The sequence below is a fragment of the Aestuariivivens insulae genome (assembly GCF_022662195.1).
Lineage (GTDB): Bacteria > Bacteroidota > Bacteroidia > Flavobacteriales > Flavobacteriaceae > Aestuariivivens > Aestuariivivens insulae.
This window is the reverse complement of sequence record NZ_JAKMCS010000006.1, coordinates 125298-151132: the sequence shown is the minus strand read 5'-3', so window position 1 is coordinate 151132 and position 25835 is coordinate 125298. Positions and strand designations below refer to the sequence as shown.

General features: G+C 36.1%; 27 protein-coding genes. 6 read left to right on the top strand and 21 right to left on the bottom strand.

What is annotated here, in order from left to right; all coding sequences use genetic code 11:
• Positions 1 to 177 precede the first annotated feature (177 nt).
• From arfB to MR062_RS09345, 7 genes are all read right to left on the bottom strand, one after another.
• Positions 178 to 585: an alternative ribosome rescue aminoacyl-tRNA hydrolase ArfB gene (gene arfB / locus MR062_RS09375; RefSeq protein WP_242203897.1), complete on the bottom strand. Its 408-nt coding sequence runs from the start codon at positions 583 to 585 to the stop codon at positions 178 to 180.
• Complete coding sequence (locus MR062_RS09370; RefSeq protein WP_242203896.1) at positions 585 to 2138, bottom strand: DUF4301 family protein; 1554 nt, start codon at positions 2136 to 2138, stop codon at positions 585 to 587. Before MR062_RS09370 ends, arfB begins: the two co-directional genes overlap by 1 nt.
• A complete protein-coding gene (locus MR062_RS09365) occupies positions 2138 to 2704 on the bottom strand; it encodes an AAA family ATPase (RefSeq protein ID WP_242203895.1) in 567 nt (188 codons plus the stop codon). The genes MR062_RS09370 and MR062_RS09365 overlap by 1 nt, the downstream gene beginning before the upstream one ends.
• The gene (gene pnuC, locus MR062_RS09360; protein WP_242203894.1) at positions 2665 to 3297 is read right to left on the bottom strand and encodes a nicotinamide riboside transporter PnuC; all 633 of its coding nucleotides are present in this window, start codon (positions 3295 to 3297) and stop codon (positions 2665 to 2667) included. The genes MR062_RS09365 and pnuC overlap by 40 nt, the downstream gene beginning before the upstream one ends.
• The gene (locus MR062_RS09355) at positions 3281 to 3541 is read right to left on the bottom strand and encodes a thiamine-binding protein (protein WP_242203893.1); all 261 of its coding nucleotides are present in this window, start codon (positions 3539 to 3541) and stop codon (positions 3281 to 3283) included. Before MR062_RS09355 ends, pnuC begins: the two co-directional genes overlap by 17 nt.
• A gap of 73 nt (positions 3542 to 3614) precedes the next feature.
• Positions 3615 to 4346 (bottom strand): geranylgeranylglyceryl/heptaprenylglyceryl phosphate synthase, encoded by a 732-nt coding sequence (locus MR062_RS09350; RefSeq protein WP_317235801.1) that lies wholly within the window; start codon positions 4344 to 4346, stop codon positions 3615 to 3617.
• A 13-nt stretch (positions 4347 to 4359) separates the two neighbouring features.
• Positions 4360 to 4992 carry a 4'-phosphopantetheinyl transferase family protein gene (locus tag MR062_RS09345; RefSeq protein ID WP_242203891.1) on the bottom strand — a complete coding sequence of 211 codons (633 nt, stop codon included), beginning with the start codon at positions 4990 to 4992 and terminating at the stop codon, positions 4360 to 4362.
• Positions 4993 to 5124: 132 nt separating this feature from the next.
• Between MR062_RS09345 and ahcY the strand changes: the two genes are divergently transcribed.
• From ahcY to MR062_RS09330, 3 genes are all read left to right on the top strand, one after another.
• Positions 5125 to 6441, top strand: a complete 1317-nt coding sequence (gene ahcY, locus MR062_RS09340; protein WP_242203890.1) for an adenosylhomocysteinase — start codon at positions 5125 to 5127, stop codon at positions 6439 to 6441.
• A gap of 86 nt (positions 6442 to 6527) precedes the next feature.
• Positions 6528 to 6998: a very short patch repair endonuclease gene (locus MR062_RS09335; RefSeq protein ID WP_242203889.1), complete on the top strand. Its 471-nt coding sequence runs from the start codon at positions 6528 to 6530 to the stop codon at positions 6996 to 6998.
• Positions 6999 to 7241: 243 nt separating this feature from the next.
• Positions 7242 to 9887 (top strand): DUF7133 domain-containing protein, encoded by a 2646-nt coding sequence (locus MR062_RS09330; RefSeq protein WP_242203888.1) that lies wholly within the window; start codon positions 7242 to 7244, stop codon positions 9885 to 9887.
• A 65-nt stretch (positions 9888 to 9952) separates the two neighbouring features.
• Here the strand turns inward: MR062_RS09330 and MR062_RS09325 are convergent, their stop codons facing one another.
• The 5 genes from MR062_RS09325 to MR062_RS09305 form a co-directional block, all read right to left on the bottom strand.
• Positions 9953 to 10372 carry a DUF3052 domain-containing protein gene (locus MR062_RS09325; RefSeq protein ID WP_242203887.1) on the bottom strand — a complete coding sequence of 140 codons (420 nt, stop codon included), beginning with the start codon at positions 10370 to 10372 and terminating at the stop codon, positions 9953 to 9955.
• A gap of 114 nt (positions 10373 to 10486) precedes the next feature.
• The gene (rpmA, locus tag MR062_RS09320) at positions 10487 to 10747 is read right to left on the bottom strand and encodes a 50S ribosomal protein L27 (protein ID WP_242203886.1); all 261 of its coding nucleotides are present in this window, start codon (positions 10745 to 10747) and stop codon (positions 10487 to 10489) included.
• Between the two features lie 26 nt (positions 10748 to 10773).
• Entirely contained in the window at positions 10774 to 11289 is a 516-nt protein-coding gene (gene rplU / locus MR062_RS09315) for a 50S ribosomal protein L21 (RefSeq protein ID WP_242203885.1), read from the bottom strand.
• 102 nt (positions 11290 to 11391) lie between these two features.
• Positions 11392 to 11844 carry a DUF4199 domain-containing protein gene (locus tag MR062_RS09310; protein WP_242203884.1) on the bottom strand — a complete coding sequence of 151 codons (453 nt, stop codon included), beginning with the start codon at positions 11842 to 11844 and terminating at the stop codon, positions 11392 to 11394.
• 110 nt (positions 11845 to 11954) lie between these two features.
• Positions 11955 to 12833, bottom strand: coding sequence for a DMT family transporter (locus tag MR062_RS09305; RefSeq protein ID WP_242203883.1), 879 nt, complete (start codon positions 12831 to 12833; stop codon positions 11955 to 11957).
• Positions 12834 to 12924: 91 nt separating this feature from the next.
• On the opposite strand from MR062_RS09305, the gene MR062_RS09300 reads away from it, so the two are divergent.
• Positions 12925 to 13329 carry a heavy-metal-associated domain-containing protein gene (locus tag MR062_RS09300; RefSeq protein WP_242203882.1) on the top strand — a complete coding sequence of 135 codons (405 nt, stop codon included), beginning with the start codon at positions 12925 to 12927 and terminating at the stop codon, positions 13327 to 13329.
• A 901-nt stretch (positions 13330 to 14230) separates the two neighbouring features.
• On the opposite strand, the gene gldD is transcribed toward MR062_RS09300, so the two are convergent.
• From gldD to mutY, 4 genes are all read right to left on the bottom strand, one after another.
• Complete coding sequence (gene gldD, locus MR062_RS09295) at positions 14231 to 14815, bottom strand: gliding motility lipoprotein GldD (RefSeq protein WP_242203881.1); 585 nt, start codon at positions 14813 to 14815, stop codon at positions 14231 to 14233.
• Positions 14816 to 16120: a gliding motility-associated protein GldE gene (locus tag MR062_RS09290; RefSeq protein ID WP_242203880.1), complete on the bottom strand. Its 1305-nt coding sequence runs from the start codon at positions 16118 to 16120 to the stop codon at positions 14816 to 14818.
• Positions 16121 to 16167: 47 nt separating this feature from the next.
• Entirely contained in the window at positions 16168 to 16620 is a 453-nt protein-coding gene (gene ssb, locus MR062_RS09285; RefSeq protein ID WP_242203879.1) for a single-stranded DNA-binding protein, read from the bottom strand.
• A gap of 89 nt (positions 16621 to 16709) precedes the next feature.
• Positions 16710 to 17750, bottom strand: a complete 1041-nt coding sequence (mutY, locus tag MR062_RS09280; RefSeq protein WP_242203878.1) for an A/G-specific adenine glycosylase — start codon at positions 17748 to 17750, stop codon at positions 16710 to 16712.
• 141 nt (positions 17751 to 17891) lie between these two features.
• On the opposite strand from mutY, the gene MR062_RS09275 reads away from it, so the two are divergent.
• Positions 17892 to 18182 carry an HU family DNA-binding protein gene (locus MR062_RS09275; RefSeq protein WP_042242127.1) on the top strand — a complete coding sequence of 97 codons (291 nt, stop codon included), beginning with the start codon at positions 17892 to 17894 and terminating at the stop codon, positions 18180 to 18182.
• Between the two features lie 408 nt (positions 18183 to 18590).
• Positions 18591 to 20135 (top strand): Rne/Rng family ribonuclease, encoded by a 1545-nt coding sequence (locus MR062_RS09270; protein WP_242203877.1) that lies wholly within the window; start codon positions 18591 to 18593, stop codon positions 20133 to 20135.
• 315 nt (positions 20136 to 20450) lie between these two features.
• Here MR062_RS09270 and ypfJ read toward each other — a convergent pair whose 3' ends face one another.
• From ypfJ to MR062_RS09245, 5 genes are all read right to left on the bottom strand, one after another.
• Entirely contained in the window at positions 20451 to 21350 is a 900-nt protein-coding gene (gene ypfJ, locus MR062_RS09265) for a KPN_02809 family neutral zinc metallopeptidase (RefSeq protein WP_242203876.1), read from the bottom strand.
• A gap of 199 nt (positions 21351 to 21549) precedes the next feature.
• Positions 21550 to 22335: a carbonic anhydrase gene (locus MR062_RS09260; RefSeq protein WP_242203875.1), complete on the bottom strand. Its 786-nt coding sequence runs from the start codon at positions 22333 to 22335 to the stop codon at positions 21550 to 21552.
• Between the two features lie 190 nt (positions 22336 to 22525).
• Entirely contained in the window at positions 22526 to 23560 is a 1035-nt protein-coding gene (locus MR062_RS09255) for an aldo/keto reductase (protein WP_242203874.1), read from the bottom strand.
• Between the two features lie 298 nt (positions 23561 to 23858).
• The gene (locus MR062_RS09250; RefSeq protein WP_242203873.1) at positions 23859 to 24818 is read right to left on the bottom strand and encodes an OmpA/MotB family protein; all 960 of its coding nucleotides are present in this window, start codon (positions 24816 to 24818) and stop codon (positions 23859 to 23861) included.
• Positions 24819 to 24841: 23 nt separating this feature from the next.
• On the bottom strand, positions 24842 to 25606 hold the full coding sequence (locus MR062_RS09245) for an exodeoxyribonuclease III (protein ID WP_242203872.1): 765 nt from the start codon (positions 25604 to 25606) through the stop codon (positions 24842 to 24844).
• Between the last annotated feature and the right edge of the window lie 229 nt (positions 25607 to 25835).

Here is a 25835-nt window from a genome sequence, read left to right as displayed (position 1 = left end):
CGCTTCATTTCCTTAGCAGCATTACCTGCTCAGGTTCAATGGGTATGATCTCAGCTTGCTTAGTTGGAAGTTAGATGTTTAATCTTATGGCAACCAACTCTTTTAAGCACCCCTTTTTGAGAACACTGTAAAATTAATTAAGAATTAACAGTTAGCAATGAATAATTGGCAATAATTCTAAGGCAATTGTGGAGGCTTTCTATTTACCTTTTTGTCAGACAATTTGCGCTTGTCTTTTAGGCGCTTTTTAATCACTGCCTTGGGTATTTTGGTTGGAATCCTTTTCTTGGGTTTAACCAATGCCGACTTTATAAGCTCTAAAAACCGTTTTACAACCAAGGCTTTGTTTTTATGCTGGCTCCTATTGGTGTCGCATTGCAATATTAAAACCCCTTCTTTGGTTAATCGATTCTGAAGTTTATTTAAAAGCAAGGCTTTCTGCTCATCAGAAAAAACCAAAGACTTCTCTATGTTAAAGCTCAACTCTACTTTTGAAGCCACTTTATTGACATGTTGACCACCACTGCCCGAGCTTCTAATGGCCTTAAAATTTAATTCTTGTAATAAAGTTTCTTCGTTTAACATTATAAATATTGATGTGGCGCCTTTAGCAAATCGTTAACCGTTTTTACTGGGTTAAAGGTGATAAGTGGTACTTCAACAAAAATAGTGTTCCAGTAAGCCATACTGCCATTCCATAGACCTGGAAGTTCAAGGGCTTTCAAATCTTTTCCGGTCTTGGTTTTCATGGTAATAAATGCTGTTTTTGGGTCTACATATTTTGAAAGATCGAACCTGTTGCCTTTATAATCCTTAATACCGCAGACCAAATCAACTGGATTGAAATGTGTGGCGCTTTTTAAAATGTCCTTTTGGGTCTCGTCCTTTTTATCGATCTGAGCAGACTCTACTATTTGCAAAGATATATTACCGCTTTCGTCTTTAACCCAAAAAGGCCCGCCACCGGGTTCTCCTTCATTCTTTACCATACCGCACACGCGAATGGGGCGGTTTAGCTTTTCCCTTAAATACTGCATTTGATGTTCTTTAGAATAGTTTCCAAACGCATCGCTTACATAACCATTCATTTGCTTTGACAGGAATTGAGCCATTTCCGAAATCTCATTTTCAGTTAAATCCCCTTGACCTAAGCGCTCTAAGTAAAGAAAGGCTTGTGTTTGTTTTTCTAATAAAATCCCTGCCAACATCTTTTTATAGAAAGCTACTTCTTCGGCATATTGACTCACGACCACATTGTCAATATTTTTAATAAAAACCACATCGGCATCAATAGCATTAAGGTTTTCAAGCAAAGCTCCATGGCCAGAAGGCCTAAATACCAAGTTACCATCAATGGTCCTAAATGGTAAATTTTTGGGAGTTACTGCAATAGTGTCCGTAGCTTGCTTTTGGTAAGAAAAAGCTATATTGAAAGTTGTACTGGTTATTTCTTCTACTTCTTCTTCAATATATTTAAACTCTTCGTCAAACTTATGCTTATACTTTTCGGATATGGTAAAATGAAGATTGGCCATACCATTTGACGAAGCATATTTGGCTGCTTCGAACAAATGCTCTTCAAAAGCTGTAGAAACATGGTCATTATACCTGTGAAAAGGCAGTAACCCTTTAGGAGAATAACTATAATTTAGCCTATCACTATCTAACATTGTTTTTATAATCTCAACGCGTTGTCTATCATAGGAAAGCGTATTGAAATTTGATACCTTTTCGTGCGATTTATGTATAACCTCTTCAAAAAAAGGAAACTTTTCCAGTCCCACTAAAAACACGGAAAGATCGTTTTTCTTCTGCCTGTTTCTATAAGCATTAATAGACTCTTCTTCAAGGTTATAATCTTCCAAAAAATGAAATAAAAACTTGAACATTCTAGTAGCCGCTCCAGAGGCTGGCACAAATTTCACTATGGAAACGTCATCTTTTCTGTTTTCGAAAAGTTTGGAATATTGTTCTTGTTCTTCAACATTTAACTGAAGGATTCCATCGCCTAATGTTGCCGCCTTCTTTAAGTTAACATATGGAAGTCCCGTTTTAAAAAGGTCTATTTGTGCTTCTACTTGCTTTAAGCTTAAACCTTTTGCTTTAATTTGTTGTATATCGTTATCTGAAAAAATCACTACCTATGCTTTAATAATTTATCTATGTGCCTTATGCTTTCTTCAAGGCGTTCTTTTTTGTTTCCTTTAAGCAAAACATAAGGTCTGTTGTATTTAATTAAAGTGTCCTGAAAAGCATTGAACATATGCTCCCTTTCATTTGGTTTATCCCGCAAATCATCGGCTTCCCAAGGGATGTCAATATAAGTTAAAAAATATAAATTGTAAGTGTTTTCCAGCGCATATTTCTCAAGCATGGGATCACAAGTCCCAAGGTAATAAGCTTCAGAATATACTTTGGTTTCCAATAAATCGGTATCACAAAATAATACGGTATCTGTTTTCTGGGCCAATTCATTTTCCAATAGCATTTGTCCTTCTGCAATGGGCAACAAATCTTTTGGTTCACAGGTTTTTCGTTCGTTATTCCATTTGTTTTGAAGATATTCACGAGCATACTCTGGCACCCAAACCGAATTATAATGTCTTGCCAATTGCCTGGACAGTGTTGTCTTTCCGGTAGATTCCGGGCCAAACAAAACCACTTTTAAGCAGTTTGCAGGTTGTTGTTTAAGTTTCTCTTCCATGCTTTATAACCATAAATCGCAATTATAGTAAATAGTAAATACTGAAACGATGTAAATATTAAGCCTTTGTATGCATATAAAGGCACTGAAATAATATCTCCAATAATCCAATACGTCCAGTTCTCTAATTTCTTTCTTGCCATAAGCCACATCCCTACAAAAAATATAGCTGTGGTTACAGTATCTACATAAGCTGTCCAGCTATCAAGCTTATCATTCACAATATAAACCATAACAACAAATAACATCGTTAAAGCAAAAATGGCAATGCTCCACATATGCTCTGTTTTGGTTGTTCTTGTAACGGGCACTTCATTGTTATTGTCGTCTGTTCTAGACCAGTAATACCATCCATAAATACTCATTAAAAAGTAATAAGCATTGATGAGCATATCGCCCAAGAGGCTAAAAACCAATAAAATATAAACAAAAATTGCCGTGCTTATTATACCTGTTGGGTATACCAGAATATTTTCTTGCTTAGAATACCAAACACTTAAAAAACCAAAGAACACACCTACCAATTCAAGCACAATTAAATGCGTTGGAACGCCTTGGTATTGTGAAAACAACCAATCAAAAATGGGGTTCATAATCGTGTCTGTCTGATTTTACAATTTTCATATACAGTAACCCACGCTCAATGAGCTCAAACGCTTCTTTTATTTCTGTAGTTAGCAACTGCATCACCTCATCATAATCACCATAAACCTGGGTACTCAATGGATTTTCCAATACGTTTAGGTTCGATGCCCGTAACTTTTTTATAAAATGAATAATAGCAGGTTCAAACTCGTTTTGCAATGGCGTTAATGTTAATTCTACCGATATTTTCATAATCTCTTGGTGGTTGAGGCTCTCGAAACCACCACAAATTTTAGGTTAATATCGCTTCGAGCACCTCAGCGACCTATTTTTTTAATTCATCAAAAAACGATTCATCGTCCTCAAAAGCCGTACCAATAACTACCATATCGGCTCCCGCATGATAAGCGTTTTCCAACTGCTCTTTATTTTTTATACCCCCACCAACAATGAGCGGAATAGCTATATCTTGTTTTACCAATGCTATTATCGCTTTAGATACAGGTTGTAGAGCACCGCTACCAGCCTCTAAATATAGTATTTGCATTCCCAAATACTCTCCTGCTTTGGCCGTATCAATAATCGTTTGCATATCACTTCTCGATAGTGGTTTCGTATTGGTGACTGTTTCAACCGCTGTTTTCTTTCCGCTTTCTATTAAAAGGTAACCCGTTGGAAGCACCTCAAGGTTTATTTTCCTTAATTTTGAAATGGCTTCAATATGCTTTCCTATTAAATATTCTGGGTTTCTTCCAGAAATCAAGGACAAAAATAAAAGCGCATCAGCCTTTTCAGAAATTTGGGTCACATCACCAGGAAACAAAACCACAGGCAAATTGGTGTGTTGTTTTATTGCCTCCACTAGCCTAGCTGTTGCCCTTTCTTCAACCGTACTTCCTCCAACAAATACATGGGTTATTATTGATGCGTTAACTTTTTTAAAAAAAGCTTTCGTTTTTTCAACACAAAACTTATCAGGATCCACTAAAACCGCTAAAAGCCGCTCTTTCAAATGCACTGACGCTAGTATATTTTTATAGATGGATTTTGTTTTCACCTCTTCAACTCGACTAATATTCTTTTAAGGCATAAGCACAGACAAACCCTTCAAACTCCAAGTAGTGTGTCACATAGTCGTGCTTTCTACCGTTGTAATCCACCCAAGCCTTTGTAAAATTTTCATCATGTGAAAACGGAATAACCAAACAATGATTCTTAAAACTCAGTCCAGGCGTTGCAAACAACTTATACAACGATTCTTTGATGCACCAAATGGTTGTTAACTTTTTTATGTAGTCTACCGCTGAACTATTTAAATAATCAAACTCATAATCCACGAACTTGTGGGCTATTACAGCTATTTTATCCCGTTGTTTTTCGATATCTATACCTACCACTCCCTCACTTATAACAACTGCAGAAAAAATGAATGAATGCGTTATGGAAATTTGCCTTCCATCCTTTAAATGAGGTTTCCCATTTTCATCATAATATAAATCGGAATCTAGATAACCAAAAGCATTGATCAAACAACGCACGCTTAAAAAACCGCGTTGGTGAATCTCACTCTTCATCCCCTGCACCCTATCTTCATTTTCGGGTTTTAAGCTAACAGCATTTTTTAAATCGCTATACGACTCTGTTATCTTCCAGATTTTAACAGTTGTTTGTGAATTTACAGCAATAGTTTTAAATAGAGGCATTTAATAATCTGAAAGTTATTGGTTATCTTTGCAGCGCCTAAGGCGCATTTGGATTTTTTAACTTAGCGAAGTTAACTATTTACCTCTTAAACCCAAAGGCAAGTAACATTTTAAAATAGAGAAATTACAAATATGGATACAAAAACAATTCCGTACGTACAACATAAGGTAAAGGACATAACACTTGCCGATTGGGGTCGAAAAGAAATTGAATTGGCCGAAGCAGAAATGCCCGGATTAATGAGTTTACGCAAAGAATATGGAGACTCAAAACCATTACAAGGGGCCCGTATAGCTGGGTGCCTGCATATGACCATTCAAACAGCGGTTCTTATAGAGACCCTTCAGGCTTTAGGAGCAGAAGTCACTTGGAGTTCCTGCAATATTTTCTCTACTCAAGACCATGCCGCTGCTGCTATAGCTGCTGCCGGAACTGCCGTTTATGCATGGAAAGACATGACTGAAGAGGAGTTTGATTGGTGCATTGAGCAAACCTTATTTTTTGGTGAGGACAGAAAGCCCCTTAATATGATTTTAGATGATGGTGGCGATTTAACCAATATGGTTTTAGATAAATACCCAGAGCTAACTGCAGAAATCAAAGGGCTAAGTGAAGAGACCACAACAGGAGTACACAGACTTTATGACCGTGTTAAAAATGGCACGCTCCCTATGCCTGCCATAAATGTAAACGATAGTGTAACCAAAAGTAAATTCGACAATAAGTATGGGTGTCGCGAAAGTGCCGTTGATGCCATTCGTCGCGCTACCGATGTGATGCTTGCTGGAAAACGTGTCGTGGTTTGTGGCTATGGCGATGTAGGTAAAGGTACTGCTGCTTCTTTTAAAGGTGCCGGAAGTATTGTTACCGTTACCGAGATTGACCCTATTTGTGCCCTACAGGCTGCTATGGATGGTTTTGAAGTGAAAAAACTAGAGACCGTTGCACCTAATGCCGATATTGTAATTACAACTACAGGAAATAAAGATATCGTTAGAGGTGAGCATTTCGAAGCCTTAAAAGACAAAGCCATTGTATGTAACATTGGGCATTTCGATAACGAAATTGACATGGCTTGGCTGAACAAAAATTACGGGCATACCAAAAACACTATTAAACCACAAGTTGACAAATACACGGTTAATGGCAATGACATCATTATTCTTGCTGAAGGTCGTTTAGTTAACCTAGGGTGTGCTACCGGTCACCCAAGTTTTGTAATGAGTAACTCATTTACCAACCAAACTTTGGCACAAATAGAACTTTGGAACCATAGCGACAACTACGAAAACAAGGTATATATGTTGCCTAAGCACTTAGATGAAAAAGTAGCCAAATTGCACTTAGCTAAAATTGGTGTAGAACTTACCGAACTTCGTAAAGACCAAGCAGAATATATTGGCGTACAAGTTGAAGGCCCGTTCAAACCAGAGTATTATAGATATTAATTTACCATACTGAACAGGTTTCAGCATTTAAGATACTTAAGAACCCTTGCAGTAATGTGAGGGTTTTTTATTAATTTTAAGTTGCTATGGTCTATGACGAACCCAAAATAAAAGTCCCACGCTTTAATGAAGCTTCTGGTTTTTACACCACCAAAAAGCGTTCAAAAATAATGAGCAGCATACGGGGTAAAAACACCAAACCCGAATTATTGTTCCGCAAGGCACTATGGAAGCACAATGTTCGCTATCGTGTCGATAACAAATCGCTTCCCGGAAAACCCGATGTTTCCATAAAAAAATACCAACTAGCTGTTTTTATAGATGGTGAGTTTTGGCATGGCTACAATTGGAACGAACGCCAAAAAACCATTAAAAGCAATCGCAGATTTTGGATTCCAAAGATAGAACGCAATATGCAACGCGATAAAGAAGTAAACCAACAATTAACTTCCTTAGGCTTTACCGTTTTCAGGTTTTGGAGCAAAGACATTAAAACCGATTTAAATCGGTGTGTAAATGATATTCTGGTATTTATTTCTACAGGAACCACCAACTAAACCGCAACCCAAAATCACACAACCTAGTCCCCTTATCAGACATACTTTTTTGTTCGGTTTTTTTCATTGAAAAAAATTAAACGATATTAACGATTGGGTTAACTACTTTTATACACAATCAATTTAACTGTAAATCATATACATACAACGTTTTTTGAGTGCCCTATAAAAGTAGAACACAACTCTTATAGCTAATCAATAAACCAATTGAAAGAAAATAAAGGTCTAATAACAACGAAACAAATGCATCATACACCCAAATTTTTATTAACTCTAATTACAGCTATCACACTTAACAATTGTACTCAGGTAGAAAGTAAAGCCCTACCAATTGAAGACAAATCCATAGATATTAAAATAGAAAATAACGACGCCCCTAATGAAATTTCCATCGCGGCATTTGCTGGGCCAGATATTGTTCCCAGCCCAGCTTGTCTTGCAGTTGCCCCTTCCGGAGAAGTCTATGTAGGTGTAGACATGATGGGATCTCTGGGAAAAGAACCCGGAAAAGGCAGTATTGTAAAACTAATAGATAATGATAATGATGGTAAAGCAGACCTGTATTCTGAGTATGCCAAAGTTGACAATCCTCGTGGAATTATCGCTTTAGGCGATCAACTTTTTGTATTGCATACCATTTTCTCAAAAGATACAGGCATAGCTACGGGAATGGATTTGGTTGTTTTTGAAGATAAAAACCATGATGATATTGCCGATGGTCCTTCCAAACTACTAATAAAAAACATTTGCTCTGGGACACAGGTCGCTAATCGTGGCACCGACCATGCTACCAATGGTATTCGGTTGGGAATAGACGGGTGGATATATATTGCTGTAGGCGATTTTGGTTTTCATAATGCTACAGATCGTTCTGGAAAAAAATTAACCATGCTTGGTGGTGGTATTGTTCGGGTTAGGCCAGATGGAACAGAAATGGAGGTTTACACCCATGGCATGAGAAATATTTACGATGTCGCCGTAGACCCCTATATGAATATTTTCACAAGAGGAAACACTAACGACGGTGGCGGTTGGAATGTTCGTTTTTCCCATCATATTCAATCGGGAGAATATGGATACCCTGTATTATTCAAGCACTTTACAAATGAAATCATTCCTGCTCTTGTAGATGTTGGTGGTGGCTCTGGCACTGGAGCCCTCTTTATGGATGACAACCGTTGGCCAGAACAGTACAACAAAGTTCCCATGATGGCCGATTGGGGCAGAAATCAATTATTTATCCATCGTGTTGCTCCAGACGGTGCCAGCTTTAAACAATCTGAAGAACCTTTTATTAAACTAGCCCAAATTACAGATTTAGATGTTGACGCATCTGGTCGCATGTTCATGAGTGCCTGGGATGGCGCTGGATATTCCGGAAACCCAGATAAAGGATTTGTTGTTAGAGCCGTACCAAAAAATTGGAAATACCAAGCACTTCCCAACCTAAAAAAACTTTCTATAAAAGAATTAGCGGCATTACTAAAAGAAAGGTCCGCCGTCGTTAGATTACATGTTCAACAGGAGTTAATTACCAGGTCCGCCAAAAAAGCCTCTGTAGCAGCTTGGGATATCGCTATAGACAAAGCACTTCCATTAGACACTAGAGTCGCTGCAATATTTGCTTATGCACAGATAAATTACCAAGGAGCACAGGAAAATCTAATAACATTATGCCATGACAAAGCAGTTAAGGAGTTTGTTTTAAAAGCCTTAACAGATCGCAAATCCAGATTAAAAAGCTTACCAACAGACTTATTCATAGACGCTTTAAATGATCCCTCAGACCGTATTAAAGCCGCTGCAATTATAGGACTTGGACGTATTGGAGATCTTAAAACCGCCAGGGCATTACTTCAAATTCCAGTACCCTCAAACGCTATCGCACCCCCAGCCGGAACCGAAGGCCCACATGCCACTCCAAACGCAGCCATTATCCCAGCTCATTTAGCCGTTCAGGCCTTGGTTAACATGAATGCCGTAGAAGCCTGTTTGGATGCTGTTAAAAATAACGAATCTGCTTTAGGCCTTTGGGCATTAAAATACATGCACGACATACGTTCGGTAGAGGGACTAATAGAAGCTCATAAAACATCCGAAAACGAAAACTATAAAAAAGAAATCCTCACTACATTATCCAGATTATATAAAAAAGAGGCACCCTACGATGGCTCTTGGTGGTGGAGCACTAGACCAGACACCCATGGCCCATACTATAAAAGCATTAATTGGGATGGTTCAGAAAAAATTGAAGCCTTTCTAACTAGTGTTTGGGAACAAACCAATGCTAAAGAAAAAACTTTTTTAGTTGAATTAAATGAAAAGCACCGTATGGGGATTGTTGCTTTTGGCAGTAAAGAAGACAACTTTACTAAAGAGGAAATTAAAGTTGACCTTGAAAAAATAAAAAATAAAAAAGGACAAATAGGAAAAACCTCCATTGAAGATGTCATGATTGCCATTTCTAAAATCAAGGGGGATCCTTCTAAAGGAGAAGCACTATTTACCCAACAAGGTTGTGTGGCCTGTCATAGCATTAAAAAAGGAGACGCCCTAAAAGGCCCTTTTATGGGACAAATTGGTTCTATAATGACTCGCGAGCAAATTGCAGAATCCATTTTAAAACCCAATGCTTCCATTTCACAAGGCTTTGCAACAGTAATAATAAACACTAAAGACGGAAATAGTCATGCTGGCTTTGTCACTTCTGAAACTCCTGATAAATTAGTAATGCGTAATATTGCGGGACAAGAGTTCACCATAAAAACAAGTGATATTTCTGATAGAGAAACCCAAGAAACATCTATGATGCCTGCGGGCTTAGCCAACGCACTTTCTTTTGAAGAATTTGCTTCTTTGGTAACTTATTTATCGAAACAAAAAGAATGATATACCCAACAAAATCATTAAATTAACAAAGCTTAGGCTTAGAGGCTGTTTAAATTTAACAGTCTTTAAGTCTTTTTTCTATCTACTTTTCTATAAACAAATTTCAATCCGCTCCAATCGGCATCAATGGCTGCCACTTTAACATCAACCAACTTGATTTCAGACAACATATAATCCCTTATAATATCACGGCTCAATTCAGTTTCTATTTTTGAAGCGCCTTTAGGCCAACTCACCCAAATCAATCCATCTTTTTTTAATAAAGGTTTCAGCTTGACCATTTGTGTTTTTAAATCGTTTAACGTGACACAAAATACATGGATAAAATCTATTTGCTCTTTCTTAGGCTCTAAAACTTCAATAATATCTTCAGGAAAGTCTGCAAACAATTCTTTATAGTGCTTAGGCCGGTTTACCAACACTATTTTAAATCCGCTTTTTATACCCAGCTTTTTTGCAAGCGGTGTTCCGGAGTACCCTTCCATAAGTTCTATGTTTAGAGTAAATATACAAACTAGAAACAAAAAGCCCTTTCTGAAAAACAGAAAGGGCTTTTCCCTTCGACTAAACTCAGGGCATGTATTTAAGAAATCTGTTTCTTAAGCCTCAAATGGCTCTATAGAAACATAAGATTTGTCATCCTTTTTCTTAGTAAACTTTACAATACCATCAACTTTGGCATGTAATGTATGGTCTTTACCAGCATATACATTTTCACCTGGGTGGTGTGTATTACCTCTTTGTCTTACGATAATGTTTCCTGCTATAGCAGCTTGTCCACCAAAAATCTTAACACCTAAGCGTTTCGATTCTGATTCTCTACCGTTTTTCGAACTTCCAACTCCTTTTTTATGTGCCATTGTATTTCGATTTTATTTTTTAATTATTAACTTAAAGCAGCTATTAAATCGGCTTTCTTCATAGAAGAAATCCCTTCAATACCTTTTGCTTTTGCCATCTCTTTTAATTCAGCAACAGTTAATTTGCTTAAATCTTGAGTTGCTTCTGCCTTTGGGGCTTCAGTTTTAGCTTCTGCTTTCTTGGTTGTTGTATCTGCTTTTGCTTTTGCTGGAGCAGCTTTTTTAGCTCCTGAAGCAGCAATACCTTCAATTACTATTTCGGTTAAAGCTTGACGATGACCGTTCTTAACACGGTAACCTTTACGTCTTTTCTTTTTGAAAACTATAACCTTATCACCTTTAAGGTGCTTTAAGACTTTAGCACTTACTTGTGCTCCGTCTATAGCTGGGGCGCCTACTGTTACCTTGTCACCATCACCTACTAAAAGAACGTTATCGAAAGCTACTTGCTTCCCTTCTTCAGTTTGTAAACGATTAACAAAAACTTTTTGGTCTTTTTCAACTTTAAATTGTTGCCCTGCTATCTCTACAATTGCGTACATAGCGTAACGTTTTTATTAATTAATTAATTTATTAAAAAAATGCACCTACCTTTTTGGAAGGCGGGTGCAAATATACTGCTAATTAATTAAACTACAAACGTTTTATTTATTTTGGAAAACATTTTGACTCTTTTTAAAGAGCTGCATAATGGTAAGTGTGCAAATTACAGTGGTAGCAAACCCCATAATAGCAACCACAGCTGTAATCATCCCAACATTGGTGTCGAAACCACCTTTTATGACCTCTAATAATTGCGGAATAAAGTTGCCATTAACCTCAGTAGCATAGAATAGGAAAAAAACAGTAAACAACACCGTGGCAACGCCTCCTGTTATAAGCCCTGTTTTAAAACCCTCTCCGTAGGTGAATTCTTCTAAATACTGCAATTTATAAACCCTTATAGCTTCATAAATTCCAAAAGCGGTAATAACAGCATTAAAAAAACTAAACGCTGGATTAGTATGCTTATGAAATAAAGAAAGCAATAAGAAATAAGCTACTAAAACAACACTGGTGACTACACCAAAACGAATGGGAAGTGATAGCTGTTTCATCTTAATACATATTTAATTCACCTAATAAATTTCGTGAAAATTTATGTATTAAAATAATTTTAGCTTTATTAATTTCTTTAAAGCACCTATTAAAAAAGGTTTTTATGTATTTATTGTCTGCGTTTATGGGATAAATAAACTCCTAATAAAATAACGAGACTGGCTATTCCTTGCTTAAAACCAAACACTTCTCCATCTAAAAGCCCCCAGAAAATAGCCACTATTGGCATTAAATAGGTAACCGAAGATGCAAAAACTGGAGTAGCCATATGAACCAGCTTGTTAAATAACACTTTAGCGATTGCTGTTCCTATTAAAGAAAGAATCACAATATAAAACATAGACGATTCAAAATTGGGGTTTTCAAATACCTTTTTACTAAAAAATCCAGACCACAACAGAATGATGATTGCAGGTAAAATAATAGACACAAAATTACCTATGGCAATGGTTAATGCATCCACATGTTGCAGATACCGCTTTAATATATTAACACTTGCTGCATAAGTTATGGTAGCCATGATGATAAAAACAACATATAAATAATTTTGGTTTGCATTTAAGGATGCTCCATTATAAATAAGCATTACAGCACCCAACAATCCAAGTATAACGCCAAATACCTGTCGTTTAGTCGATGTTATTTTAAATACCACAAACCCTAAAACAACAGTATGCAGGGGCACTAAAGAATTTAGAATAGAAGCTACAGCACTATCTATTTCGGTTTCTGCAAATGCAAAAAAGAATACTGGAAAAAAAGTACCCAAAAACCCTGTTGCTATAATCCACTTCCACTCCTTAACCTTTATGGTCTTTGCTTTTTTAAACCCAACGACAAACAAAAAAAAGCTAGTAAAAATAATTCTGAGAGCACCTAGCTGAACAGGAGTTAACCCTATTAAGGCTTTCTTGATTAAAATAAATGAACTTCCCCAAATTAAAGAAAGCACAAAAAGATATGTCCATTTGGATTTTCCTATAAGCATACTAATGTTTTAAAAAAGTACAAAACTCTGATTTTTCAGGTAATAAACAGCAATATTTAGTAATTTTGCACAAACTTTAGACCCATAAAAAATGAAACTCTTTAAAAATATTATAGTATTGATGGCAATTACATTATTTGCCCTTAATTGCAAAAATAGCACAAATCCAGAAGTTAAAACGATTGAAACAGCAATAGCAAATACTTCAACAAACTCGGCAACCAAAACAATAGATCCAAACGCAACTTATGCTAAAGCCGAATTTACTGTTGAAGGAATGACCTGCGCTATTGGTTGTGCTGCTACTATAGAAAAAAAGATTGCCAAAATGGACGGAGTCTCCTATGCTAAAGTAGATTTTGACAAAAAATTGGCCATGGTTGAATACGATGAAGCTAAAGTAACACCTACATTATTAGAAAAAACAGTAACGGGTGTTGCCGATACCTACAAAGTAAGTGACATGAAAACGGTTGATGCTTTTTCTACCAAATAACTATCAAGCAATAGGTTTTAGACTTTACAATGAAAAGTGCTTTATAGCTAATAATGTGTTTCTTTACGATACACATTATTAGTAATTACCGAAAAATGCTTTTCTTTTTCCAATAAAAATTTGCTCATGAAATAATGTGTCAAGTTTAAACCTATTATAGCTAAAAACAAAAAAGACCCAGAAGGTTCCAGAAACAAGTTGTATCCTTGAAAACATGTACTGGAAAAAATAAAAACTGCAGAGAACAACAAAAACCTATTCTTTTTTGTTCTATTGGTTTCATATAAAACAACTGCAAAAATAACGAACAGCGTTACAAACAAAACATATAACAGTATGTCATAAAAAATGAGCATCTTTTTTATTCCTTTAGCGTAGAGTACTAAAAAAAATGTCACTAAACATACTATTACTGCCGAATAGACAAAAGTACGTTTCAAACTAATCTCTCGAGAATAATGCTTAACAAGTATTACAATATAACAAAAGAAAGCTAGTGAGTGAAACCACAGCCCTAATGACCCATAAGTTTCATAAACCGTATTAAAATTAACTATCCCTAAAAAATTTAGGACTAAACTTAATAAAAACCATTTATTCTTTCTATTTGCTTTTAATAAGTAATTTACAAAAATAATGGGCAATGGCAAAAACAAGGTTACCTGCCTATTCAATATGTTTGGAAACATTGCTCCAAAAGCATCTAAAAAAAGTATGCCAAAAAAAAGCAGTATTAATAGTGATTTATTACTTATGAGATCCTTTAACTCATTTTTCAACATTCAATAATATTTTAACATAAGCATGATAAACATACAAAAAACAAGCAATTATCAACTGACTTTATGTCAAAAAATCATTTTAAACACTAAAAATAATGCAATTCAACGAATTTTTAAGTTTATTCCCATTTAACTGTTTCCATAATATGCCTAATATCTTTCTCCAAATAATGTGCTGCAGGCAAAATGGAATCGTAATTTGGCTTAGCATAAAAGTAAAGCGACCCTGTTAAAAAATGATTTGTGCTATCGGTAACATAAAATTGGGATTGTGAAGCGGCATTGCCCCCAACTTCGTAAAACATACCATAAACACGCTGTTCTTTATTTATATACTGTTTCTCTTTAATCTCATCGGCCTTTATGGTATGCTTTTGTGTAAAGTTTTGAGCATCCTTTAAAAAAGCTATTAAATTTTCCTTGCTGCCTTCTATAGCCTTATAGGTTAAATAAATAGTACCCTTCATGTTGGGATATCCTAAATCTACACCATAACTTTTTGTAGAACCTTGAACGGGCCTTATACTTAACTTTGTTGCAAGCTTGTTCTTTTCAAAAGAAACCGGCAAATCAATATCGGCTTTACTATATCTAGCTTCTGGATAGTCCAAACGCAAATAGGCACGTGGCTTAGGGACGACATCGTCCTTACAGGAAACCAATACAACTAAGACAATGCATATTATATAAAAATACCCTTTCATTTATTTTATAGTAAATTTTATAAGTTTAATGCGTTTTTTATCTAAAGCTTCTATAGTAAAAACGTAATTTTCAAATTTTATTTTACTGTTGAGCTTAGGGAAACTTCCTGATATTTCCAATACAAATCCCGCTATAGTTTCGGCTTCCCCTTTGTTGGCTTCAAAAATAGATTCGTCTTCTAGTTTTACTACCTTATAAAAATCCTTTAGGGCTGTTTTTCCTTCAAACACATAATTATTATCATCGAGTTTGGAGTACATTAAATCCTCATCATCGAACTCATCACTTATATCTCCAACAATTTCTTCAATAATATCTTCCAAAGAGATTAAACCAGAAGTGCCTCCATATTCATCTACAACTACTGCTAAATGAACCTTTTTCTCCTGAAACTCTGCCATAAGATCGTCCAGTTTTTTATTCTCTGGCACAAAAAAGGGCTCCCGTATTAAACTGGCCCAATCGAATTGCTTTCTATCTATATAAGGCAATAAGTCCTTAACATAGAGTATCCCCTTAATGGTATCTATATTGTCTTGGTACACTGGAATACGCGAATAGCCATTTTCAATAATTTCAGGCATAATATCTGTATATTTCGACTCAATATTTAAAGCAAAAATATCTATACGGGGGCGCATCACTTGCTTGGTGTCTGTATTACCAAAGGACACGATACCCTGTAAAATCTTCTGCTCTTCCTTGGTTGTATCTTCTTCACTGGTAAGCTCCAATGCTTGGGATAATTGATCGATACTTAAATTGGATTTTTTTCTGCCAAATTTGTTATGAATGGTCAATGTCACACTTCGCATGGGCAAGCTAATGGGTGAAAGGACAACATCTAAAACACGTAGCGGGTATGCCATAAAGCTAGCAAACTTAAGCTTGTTTCTACTGGCATAAATCTTGGGCAATATTTCGCCAAAGAGCAAAATTAAAAAGGTAACGATAACAACCTCTAAAATAAAACGGGCGATATGAGAGGCTATCTTATTAAAAAGCGAATCGCCCAAGTAAGCAAACAGAATAACAATAGCAATATTTATAAAGTTATTAGCCACCAATATGGTTGCCAAAAGTTTTTTAGGTCGCTCTAAAAGATTGGAAATAATTTGAATACGTTTGGGGCTTTGTTCCATTGCCGCTTCAATATCGGCACGGCTAAGGGAAAACAACGCCACCTCTGCCCCAGAAATTAATGCCGAACAGATTAATAACAGTATTAACAATACAAAACCAGCTGCCATTGAAAAATCAATAGCTAAAATTAATGGTATACAACTCGAAGGATCGGGGTCCAAATAATAAGGTATTAGTTAAACAATAAAAAACGTTTCACTGTGTTTCATTAAAACGGCAGATCATCGTCATCATTCCCTATAGGCTCAACACTAGGCTCTTGAACCGCGTCCTGTTTTGGCTGTACAGCTTGGTTATGGTTGCCTGCATTGGCTTCATTTTCGGATTTAGTTGATAAAAACGTAAAATCGGTGCACTGTATTTCGGTAGAATACCTATCGTTCCCTTTATCGTCCTGCCATTTTCTCGTTTTCAAACGGCCTTCAATATAAACTTTGTCGCCTTTACTTAAATACTTTTCACATATTTCGGCTCCTTTATTTCGCACCACTATATTATGCCATTCGGTATTAGTAACACGCTCGTTGGTTTGTTTATTGGTATACGTTTCGTTAGTAGCCAACGGAAAACGACCAACACAACCGCCTCCTTCAAAATAATGCATTTTTACTTCGTCCCCCAAATGCCCTATAAGCATTACTTTATTTAATGTTCCTGACATGTGTTTTCTTGATTTTGAAAGCAAAATTAGTTATTTGCTTTGCATTTTTTTAAAATTAATAAAAAAATATGATTGCTTAAACTATTCTGTTAAAAATTAAACTTCTCTATAAAATTCCCTATTAAAATAGGTACTGGGTAACCATAAACTTCACCTGTTGAGACCCCTTTTCCATTAAGGCTTTTAGTATTTATAATCCAGAATTTAGTATACAGGAGTTGATGGGATAATTTATGTACTATAACCTCTTCATTATATAAGGACAAGTCAAAATCTTTATCCTTTAACAGCTCATGTCCTGCTATCATTTTTTTTATTGTTGTTTCATTAGCACTCTTATCGGTTTCAACCAATGGAAACTGATATAAGTTTTGCCATATCCCTTTACCCTTACGTTGCTCCATAATAGTTTTGCCATCGTTGGATAAAAAGACCAAAAAATTAAAATGCTTTTTTTTAACCTTTGTTGCTTTAAGTTTAACGGGTAACTCTTCTATTTTTTTTGCACCGAATGCCATACAACCTTCTTTTAACGGACAGACCAAACAATCTGGTTTTTTTGGTCGGCATTGCCTTGCTCCAAATTCCATGATAGCCTGATTAAACAAAGCTGGATGCTCCTTATCTATTAACTCTTGTGCCAATGCTTTAAATTCCTTGGCTCCATTGGTACTATTAATAGGTGTTTCTACACCAAAATACCGGGATAATACACGATACACATTACCATCTACCACTGCAGTAACTTCATTAAAACAAATGGAAGCTATAGCGCTAGCCGTATAATCGCCCACCCCTTTTAATTTTATCAAGTCCTTATAATTGTTCGGAAAAACACCATGCCATTCTTTAACAATATATTTGGCCGTAGCATGTAAATTTCTAGCTCTGGAATAATACCCCAAACCTTGCCATAGTTTTAGCACCTCACTTTCTTTGGCATTTGCCAGATCGAAAATGGTTGGGTAATGCGTTAAAAATGCCTCGTAATATGGTAGGCCCTGAGCCACTTGGGTTTGCTGTAAAATAATTTCAGACAGCCATATATAATACGGGTTAATCGTCTCCCGCCAAGGCAGACTCCTCTTATTAACTGAGTACCAGTGTATTAAAATTTCAGAAAAATGCATTAATCGTATTTGAACAAAGTGCTAAAATAAACGTTTATAATCTTAAATTTTAATGAATTAGGTTTGAAATATTGAATATTAAATTCCTATATTTGCATCCCTTTAAAAATGATATTAGTAACTAAAAAATAAAAAATTAAAATGACTAAGGCTGATTTAGTAGCAAAAATTTCTGAAAAATTAGGAATTGAAAAAGGAGATGTTCAAGCAACTGTTGAAACATTCATGGAGGAAGTAAAGACATCTTTAGAAAGTGGTGATAATGTTTACTTAAGAGGTTTTGGAAGCTTTATTATTAAAACAAGAGCTGAAAAAACAGGTAGAAACATTTCTAAAAATACAACTATTAAAATACCAGCTCACAATATTCCTGCATTTAAGCCTGCAAAAGTTTTTGTTGAAGGCGTTAAAACTAATGTAGAAGTAAAATAAGAATCATGTACCGAACTTGTTTTGGTATTAAACGGAATTATTAATCTAAAAGACACTATTTATGCCAAGTGGTAAAAAACGTAAAAGACATAAGGTAGCGACGCATAAGCGTAAAAAACGTAGACGCGCTAACCGTCACAAAAAGAAAAAATAAATCGAAAAAGTAGTTAGTTAACTACTTTTTTCGGTTTTAAAGCACACAAACGTTCTTTGAAATGAGCTTAACAAATGAAAATAAGCTCCACAGATTTAAAAAATCCTGTGAATAACACCCTTCTGCGACCTTGATTTCGCATCATAATAGTTTTAAAGGTGTTATCTGATGGTTGAATAATTATTCTACCCGTCAGAAAAAATATTGTATAATCCATCTGTCACGTTAGTTCGTGGTGGATTAAAATTAACTAAATGGATAAAGAATTGATCATTAGATCTAGTTCCGAAGAAGTTGATTTTGCCTTATTAAAAGATGGAAAACTTATTGAATTACAAAAGGATGAAGATGATAACAACTTTTCTGTTGGCGATGTGTTTATAGCCAAAATACGAAAAGCTGTTCCTGGACTAAATGCCGCATTTGTTAATGTAGGTTACGAGAAAGATGCTTTTTTGCACTATCACGATTTAGGGCCAAAACTACCTTCTCTTTTAAAATTCACAAAACGTGTAAGCACAGGTAAACTAAACGATTTTTCTTTAAAGAATTTCCCATTTGAAAAAGACATCGATAAAGACGGTAAAATTGCCGATGTCTTAAAATCAAATCAATCGCTATTAGTACAAATAGTTAAAGAACCTATATCTACAAAAGGCCCTAGGATAAGCTCCGAGCTTTCTATTGCCGGTAGATATATTGTTTTGGTCCCTTTTTCCAACCGTATCTCCATTTCACAAAAAATAGAGGACAAAGACGAAAAAGACCGATTAAAACGACTGGTAAAAAGTATAACACCATCAGGTTTTGGTATTATTGTTCGTACTGTAGCACAAGGCAAAAAAGTAGCTGAACTAGATAAAGATTTACAAAATTTGCTGAACCGTTGGACAGCAATGTGTAAAAAGCTACACAAAGCCCATCATCCCAGTAAAGTCTTAGGTGAAATGAATAAAGCCTCGTCTATTTTACGAGATATATTCAATGATACCTTTACGGGCATTACGGTTGATGATGAAGCGCTTTATTATCAAATTAAAGATTACGTGCAAGAGATTGCACCAAAAAAAGAATCAATAGTTAAATTGTATCAGTCCAAGGTTCCTGTTTTTGAAAAATTTGGAATTGAACGACAGATTAAAACCTCGTTTGGCAAAACCGTTTCTATGGCAAAAGGCGCCTATTTGGTAATAGAACATACCGAAGCCCTGCATGTTATAGATGTAAACAGCGGTAACCGATCTAACAAAGCCAATAACCAAGAGGATACGGCACTGGAAGTTAACTTAATTGCCGCCACCGAAATTGCCCGACAGTTACGCTTGCGTGATATGGGCGGTATTATAGTGGTCGATTTTATAGATATGACCAATGCCGAAAACAGGCAAGCCCTGTTTAATCACCTTCGCGACGAAATGAAGGACGACCGGGCAAAACACAAAATATTGCCCCCGAGTAAATTCGGTTTGATACAAATAACAAGACAGCGTGTACGCCCAGAAATGAACATTAAAACCCGCGAGGAAGACCCTAACGGCATTAATGGCTCTGAGGTTGAAGCCCCAATAGGCATAGTACAAAAAATAACGCACGATCTTGAAAAACTATTTAAAAAAGACTATAAGAAGGTGACCTTAAACACACATCCTTTTATAGCAGCCTTTTTAACTAAAGGTTTTCCATCTGTACGTTCAAAATGGTTTTTTGAACACAAAAAATGGGTTAAGATTTTACCAAGAGATGCTTACACATATCTAGAGTACCACTTTTTCGATAAAGACGGTAATCAAATTAAATAATTAAAAAACCCTTTGCTTTTGTTAGTAAAGGGTTTTTTGGTTTTATAGAATTTGTCATTGCGAACAAAGTGAAGCAATCTGTATGTATAGAACCCCGAACCAAAAGATTACTTCGGTCACTGCCCTCCCTCGTAATTGACGAAGGGCAATAAAAATATAAACCTTTCATTGCAAGGAGCGAGTGACAAACTACAAAGCAATCTGCAAATAATTAAGATAAAATTCAAAAGAAGCTTCGCACCTCGCCATAATGTTACCTATGACATATTTCACAAGAAAAGAAAATTTGTAATCCTCTTTAAGTCCACTTCGAAGTTATAATGAAGTTGCATTAAAGGTATCGCCCTGTGACAAATCTCCAGTATCAAAACCTTTTTTAAACCATCTCATACGCTGCTCTGAAGTACCATGAGTGAAAGAATCCGGCACCACCCTACCACTTGATTGCTTTTGCAGTCGGTCGTCACCAATGGCGTTGGCAGCATTTAAAGCTTCTTCCAGATCACCTGCTTCCATCATTTGTGTCATTTCTTGAGAGTAGTGGGCCCAAACACCCGCTAAAAAATCGGCTTGAAGTTCAAGTTTAACAGAATATTTATTGTATTCTTTCTGACTAAGTTGCCCCCTTAATCGTTGTACTTTTTCTGAAATTCCCATTATTTTTTGGATGTGATGTCCAACTTCATGTGCAATCACATAAGCCTGGGCAAAATCTCCTGGAGCGTTCAATTGACGCTCCATATCGTCAAAAAAACTTAAATCTAAATATAGCTTTTCATCACCTGGACAATAAAATGGGCCAGTAGAACTAGAAGCAGATCCACAAGCAGACTCTACAGCACCAGTAAAAAGAACTAATGTGGGCTCTCTGTAATTATCTAAAAGCTTATTCCATACATCTTCAGTATTCGCTAAAATAGTAGCACTAAAATTTGCTAATTCTTCGTCTTTAGCTGTTGGTTTATACCCTGCGGAAGATTCGGTCTGCATTGTGCCACCACTTAAAAACTGACTGATTAATGCGAGTGGGTTTTTACCCATCATTAGTGATATCAGTAAAAATGCTCCCACAATAAAGAGTCCTACTTTTGAAAACAAAATTCTAAGCATTGGCCCCAAAAGTGCTGGGTTAAATCCTCCTATTCCTTGTCCAGTACTTCTTTGCCCTCTGCGATCTTCAACATTTGAACTTCGCCTTCTACCTTGCCATTTCATATTTTAACCTATTTTTTGATCGTTTTTTACTGTTTCAATTTACACATATTTTCTTGAATTAATTATAAGATTTACTTAGAGAGGCTTATACATTTTTAGAACGCTACTTTTTCAATAAAGTTGGTAATTAAATTAATTAAAAAGCCCTTTGCTTATGTTAGCAAAGGGCTTTTATTTTCTTAAACAAAAAGGTTACATTCTAATAATTATAGCGTACAGTTCTTCCATTTAAATCCTGTTCATTCCTGTAATTATTGAGAGGCATCGTTCTTTTTAGCTTTAATACTTCTGCTTCAGATAAAATGATTGGTTCCTTAAAAACAACCCAGCTTACATTTTCGGTACATGGAGGCGTTGTCAACGACCCATTGTAAGAGTAATAATGTTTATCCTTTAAAAAAAGACTCGATAAATCTATTTTTTGATGTATCTCCTTAGTCTCCCCTTTTTCCAAAGGCAAGAAACTTTCAAAAAACTCGAACAGTTGGCTTTGGCTTCCTTCTTCGCCAAAAACAGCCAATACCGCTATCTCCCCTCTTTTGTTAACATGTACCAAGTGCATCTCAATTGGAAATACAACCCCATTTATCTTATGCTCTGAAGGTTCATGAAAATGAATTTGTTTTAAATAGTACGTCTTTCCTCTATAATTTATGGAATCCCCTTCCTCGAAATTGAATTGAATGGAATGCCCATTATTATCAACCTTACTTATTAATGTCGTTGGCGTATATAAAATTTTTAAATTACTCTTCATTTCAACATAATCGACATCTGTATGAATAATGTTTACAGGCGATTGATGTTTTCCGCCACAATCTGATTTTTTCTCAATATCAATCCAGTGTTCCGGGGATGTTTCTCCAGAGTAACTCCAATGCCGCTCTTCGTGATGCAGATTTGATTGTGAAGTTTTTTTAGAGTTATTGCAAGCCACCATTGCACATAAAACAGTAAAGCTTAATAGTATTTTAGAAACAGTCATAATAATTTGAGATGTAATTTCACACTACAAAATTAATTATATCACCGTTATAAAAACTTACTTTTGTCAGCTTTTGTGTTTATTCCTGATAAAACTTATTCACTATTTCGTTTTCGAAATGTTTTCATCCTTAATTGTTTAAACAGCCAATAGTCAACTCATAAAATCTTCGAATTACCCAAAAGAAATATTAAGGTGCCGGATTAGGAATAGCATGATGTACAGCATTAATATCAGATAGCAATGCATCGCTTAAAACAACATGAATACTCTCTATATTTTCCTTAAGCTGCTCCAAATTAGTCGCCCCAATAATATTACTGGTAACAAACGGTTGTTGGTTTACAAAGGCCAGAGCCATTTGTGCCAAACTTAATCCGTGCGCTTCTGCTATATTTAAATACTGTTTGGTAGCCTCGGTAGCCTGTTTGCCGCTATAACGTGCAAAATTAGGAAACAACTTTAAGCGTGCATTATCTGCTGCGGTGTCCTTTATGTATTTCCCTGAAAGCACCCCAAAGGCCATGGGCGAATAAGCCAGTAGCCCTATATGCTCCCGTAACGAGATTTCGGCTAAATCGCCTTCAAAAGTTCGGTTTAATAATGAATATGGATTTTGTATGGTAATCATTCTAGGTAGATCGCCCTGCTTTTTGTGTTCTTCCAAAAAACGCATGGTCCCCCAAGCATTCTCGTTGGACAACCCCACATATCTAATTCGTCCCGCATCGACTTCCTGCTTTAAACTATGCAAAACCTCATTGACATTGTCTTCCCATTGGGTATCGAAAACACAATCCCTAACTCCAAATCGGTTACTATCGCGTTCTGGCCAATGCAGTTGGTATAAATCAATATAATCGGTTTGCAAACGGTTTAATTCCAAGTCGACCGCCTCCCTAATAGATTTTGGGCTAAAACCTGTGGTTCTTATATGTTTGGTATAGTCTCCGGGGCCGGCAATCTTAGAAGCTATAACCACTTTATCCCTATTGTTTCTTTTCTTCAACCAAGTCCCAATAATTTCACTGGTGCGCCCAGATGTTTTAGCTTCGGCTGGGACAGGATACAATTCGGCCGTATCGATAAAATTAACGCCCTGGTCTAAAGCATAATCCAATTGGGCATGACCTTCGGCTTCGGTATTTTGTTTGCCCCAGGTCATTGTTCCTAAACATATTTTACTAACTTTTATATTGGTTTTTGGTAGCGTGGTATATTTCATGTGTTAATATTTATTTTTTACTAAAAGGTCACGCTTCGACTAAGCTCAGCACAGGCATGTAACATCCAAATTATCATTTCCGCAGTGTGACTAAAGTCTAGGCATGGATGTTTCTTTTTAAATTTTCTCTATTTTGTGCAAATATAAAAACCTTTAAAAGAGCAATTGCTTTTAAAGGTTTTTAATACTGTTTACACTATGTCATTACAAAACTTATTGTAAAAATATTAGTAATCTATTTTTACTTTTTAAAAAGATTACCACGTCACTTCGTTCCTCGTAATGACACTTGGATATTTTAATCCTCGTTTAACAACTTGGATAGTTCATCTAACTTAGGTGTTAAAATAACTTCTATACGACGGTTTTTAGCTCTTCCCTCTGGTGTATCGTTAGTTGCAATGGGCGAATGTTCGCCTCTACCCGCTGCCGTAAGGTTTTCAGGGTTTATATTAGTGTTCTCACTTAAAATATTTACAATGGCCGTAGCACGCTTGGTAGACAAATCCCAGTTCCCTTTTAACTGCCCAGAGCCTTGGTATGGCACATTATCGGTATGGCCTTCAATAAGCACAGCAATATCCGGGTTATCGCCCAATACGCTTCCCAACTGCATTACTGCTCTGCGTCCTTCGGCTCCTACAGCCCAGCTTCCCGATTCGAACAACAGTTTATTTTCCATAGACACATACACTTTCCCGTCGCGTTGCTCTACAGTTAAGCCTTTACCTTCAAAATCGGTCAATGCCTTGGAAATAGCATCTTTTAACGCCGACATAGCTGCATCTTTGGCCGCTATAACACTTTCTAATTCCGCTACCCGGTTAGAGCGCTCTTCGAAGGCTCTTTTAAGTTTTTCCAAACGCGCATTTTCTGCCGCTAAGGCTTGTTCCTTGGCTTCCAATTGCGCTAATAATTCCCTGTTCTTTTGGGAATTGGCTGCAATGGCCGCAGAGCTGTTTTTCTCTAGAGCATCATAGGAATTCTTTAAAGCTTCGTAGTTAGCTTTGGTTGCACTATAATCGGCTTGCAATTGATCACGTTGGGCTACGGCTTCTTCATACGCCAGTTTAAGCTGCTTTAATTCATTTTCTGCAGCGTTTTTGGCACTATTGAGCAATTCATTTTCATCTGAAAGCTTACGGTTTTCCTTTTTTAAGTTGTCGTATTTTGCTTCTAAATCTTTATAAACTTTTGGTGACACACAGCTTGTCACCAAAGCTATGGTTAAAACGGTAAGTAAGGTTTTCTTTATCATCTTTTAAGGGTTCAAAAATTATTCTATTTATCAATTTCAACTAAAATCGGACAGTGGTCGCTATGAACAGCATCCGATAGGATAACGGCTCTTTTAATGTTTTCTTGTAATGGTTGGGCAACCATAGCATAATCCAAACGCCAACCTTTGTTGTTTGCCCGTGCATTGGCGCGGTAACTCCACCAGCTATACTGTTGTTTTTCAGGGTTTAAAAAGCGGAACGAGTCAATAAATCCACTATCAATAAAATTACCAATCCATTTGCGTTCTACAGGCAAAAATCCAGAAACATTTTTTAAGCCTTTAGGGTTATGGATATCAATTTCTTCGTGGCAAATATTATAATCGCCACAAATAATTAAATGGGGCACTTCTTTTTTAAGGGTATTAACATACTCTTGAAACATATCCATATACTCCAGCTTGTGGTTTAAACGTGCATCGTTGGTTCCAGATGGCAAATACAGACTCATCACGGACACGCCATCGAAATCTGCACGTAAATTGCGACCTTCGACATCCATTGACTCAATTCCTGTGCCATACTCGACATGATCTGGTTTTATTTTACTTAAAATAGCAACCCCACTATAGCCTTTTTTTTCGGCACTAAACCAATATTGATGGATGTAGCCTGCTTCTGTAAAAACATCTAAATCCAATTGTTCCTTTAAAGCCTTTATTTCTTGCAAACATATCACATCTGGATTGGCGGCCTTAAGCCAATCGATAAAACCTTTATTAAGTGCTGCACGAATTCCGTTTACGTTATAGGATATAATTTTCATATGTTATAAATATTAATTTTGGGGCTCTCTTTCAGTCGAGCATTATGCGCTCCGAAAAAAGCGTATTGATTTTCAGCTAAAATAAATAATACCTTACTTTTACACTATTAATAAGCATAGGAGTTTTAACAAAAACTATCAACAATAATAGTTTAAATGCGTTGTTTTAATATTTGATGAAACCGACATGATTAAAACAACTTTAAAAACAAATCAAAACAATTGTTTT

Excerpts from the sequence above, each read along its gene's own strand:
- arfB (WP_242203897.1), bottom strand. The coding sequence starts at position 585 with ATGTTAAACGAAGAAACTTTATTACAAGAATTAAATTTTAAGGCCATT.
- MR062_RS09365 (WP_242203895.1), bottom strand. The coding sequence starts at position 2,704 with ATGGAAGAGAAACTTAAACAACAACCTGCAAACTGCTTAAAAGTGGTT.
- pnuC (WP_242203894.1), bottom strand. The coding sequence starts at position 3,297 with ATGAACCCCATTTTTGATTGGTTGTTTTCACAATACCAAGGCGTTCCA.
- MR062_RS09355 (WP_242203893.1), bottom strand. The coding sequence starts at position 3,541 with ATGAAAATATCGGTAGAATTAACATTAACGCCATTGCAAAACGAGTTT.
- MR062_RS09345 (WP_242203891.1), bottom strand. The coding sequence starts at position 4,992 with ATGCCTCTATTTAAAACTATTGCTGTAAATTCACAAACAACTGTTAAA.
- ahcY (WP_242203890.1), top strand. The coding sequence starts at position 5,125 with ATGGATACAAAAACAATTCCGTACGTACAACATAAGGTAAAGGACATA.
- MR062_RS09335 (WP_242203889.1), top strand. The coding sequence starts at position 6,528 with ATGGTCTATGACGAACCCAAAATAAAAGTCCCACGCTTTAATGAAGCT.
- MR062_RS09330 (WP_242203888.1), top strand. The coding sequence starts at position 7,242 with ATGCATCATACACCCAAATTTTTATTAACTCTAATTACAGCTATCACA.
- MR062_RS09325 (WP_242203887.1), bottom strand. The coding sequence starts at position 10,372 with ATGGAAGGGTACTCCGGAACACCGCTTGCAAAAAAGCTGGGTATAAAA.
- rpmA (WP_242203886.1), bottom strand. The coding sequence starts at position 10,747 with ATGGCACATAAAAAAGGAGTTGGAAGTTCGAAAAACGGTAGAGAATCA.
- rplU (WP_242203885.1), bottom strand. The coding sequence starts at position 11,289 with ATGTACGCAATTGTAGAGATAGCAGGGCAACAATTTAAAGTTGAAAAA.
- MR062_RS09310 (WP_242203884.1), bottom strand. The coding sequence starts at position 11,844 with ATGAAACAGCTATCACTTCCCATTCGTTTTGGTGTAGTCACCAGTGTT.
- MR062_RS09305 (WP_242203883.1), bottom strand. The coding sequence starts at position 12,833 with ATGCTTATAGGAAAATCCAAATGGACATATCTTTTTGTGCTTTCTTTA.
- MR062_RS09300 (WP_242203882.1), top strand. The coding sequence starts at position 12,925 with ATGAAACTCTTTAAAAATATTATAGTATTGATGGCAATTACATTATTT.
- gldD (WP_242203881.1), bottom strand. The coding sequence starts at position 14,815 with ATGAAAGGGTATTTTTATATAATATGCATTGTCTTAGTTGTATTGGTT.
- ssb (WP_242203879.1), bottom strand. The coding sequence starts at position 16,620 with ATGTCAGGAACATTAAATAAAGTAATGCTTATAGGGCATTTGGGGGAC.
- mutY (WP_242203878.1), bottom strand. The coding sequence starts at position 17,750 with ATGCATTTTTCTGAAATTTTAATACACTGGTACTCAGTTAATAAGAGG.
- MR062_RS09275 (WP_042242127.1), top strand. The coding sequence starts at position 17,892 with ATGACTAAGGCTGATTTAGTAGCAAAAATTTCTGAAAAATTAGGAATT.
- MR062_RS09270 (WP_242203877.1), top strand. The coding sequence starts at position 18,591 with ATGGATAAAGAATTGATCATTAGATCTAGTTCCGAAGAAGTTGATTTT.
- ypfJ (WP_242203876.1), bottom strand. The coding sequence starts at position 21,350 with ATGAAATGGCAAGGTAGAAGGCGAAGTTCAAATGTTGAAGATCGCAGA.
- MR062_RS09260 (WP_242203875.1), bottom strand. The coding sequence starts at position 22,335 with ATGACTGTTTCTAAAATACTATTAAGCTTTACTGTTTTATGTGCAATG.
- MR062_RS09255 (WP_242203874.1), bottom strand. The coding sequence starts at position 23,560 with ATGAAATATACCACGCTACCAAAAACCAATATAAAAGTTAGTAAAATA.
- MR062_RS09250 (WP_242203873.1), bottom strand. The coding sequence starts at position 24,818 with ATGATAAAGAAAACCTTACTTACCGTTTTAACCATAGCTTTGGTGACA.
- MR062_RS09245 (WP_242203872.1), bottom strand. The coding sequence starts at position 25,606 with ATGAAAATTATATCCTATAACGTAAACGGAATTCGTGCAGCACTTAAT.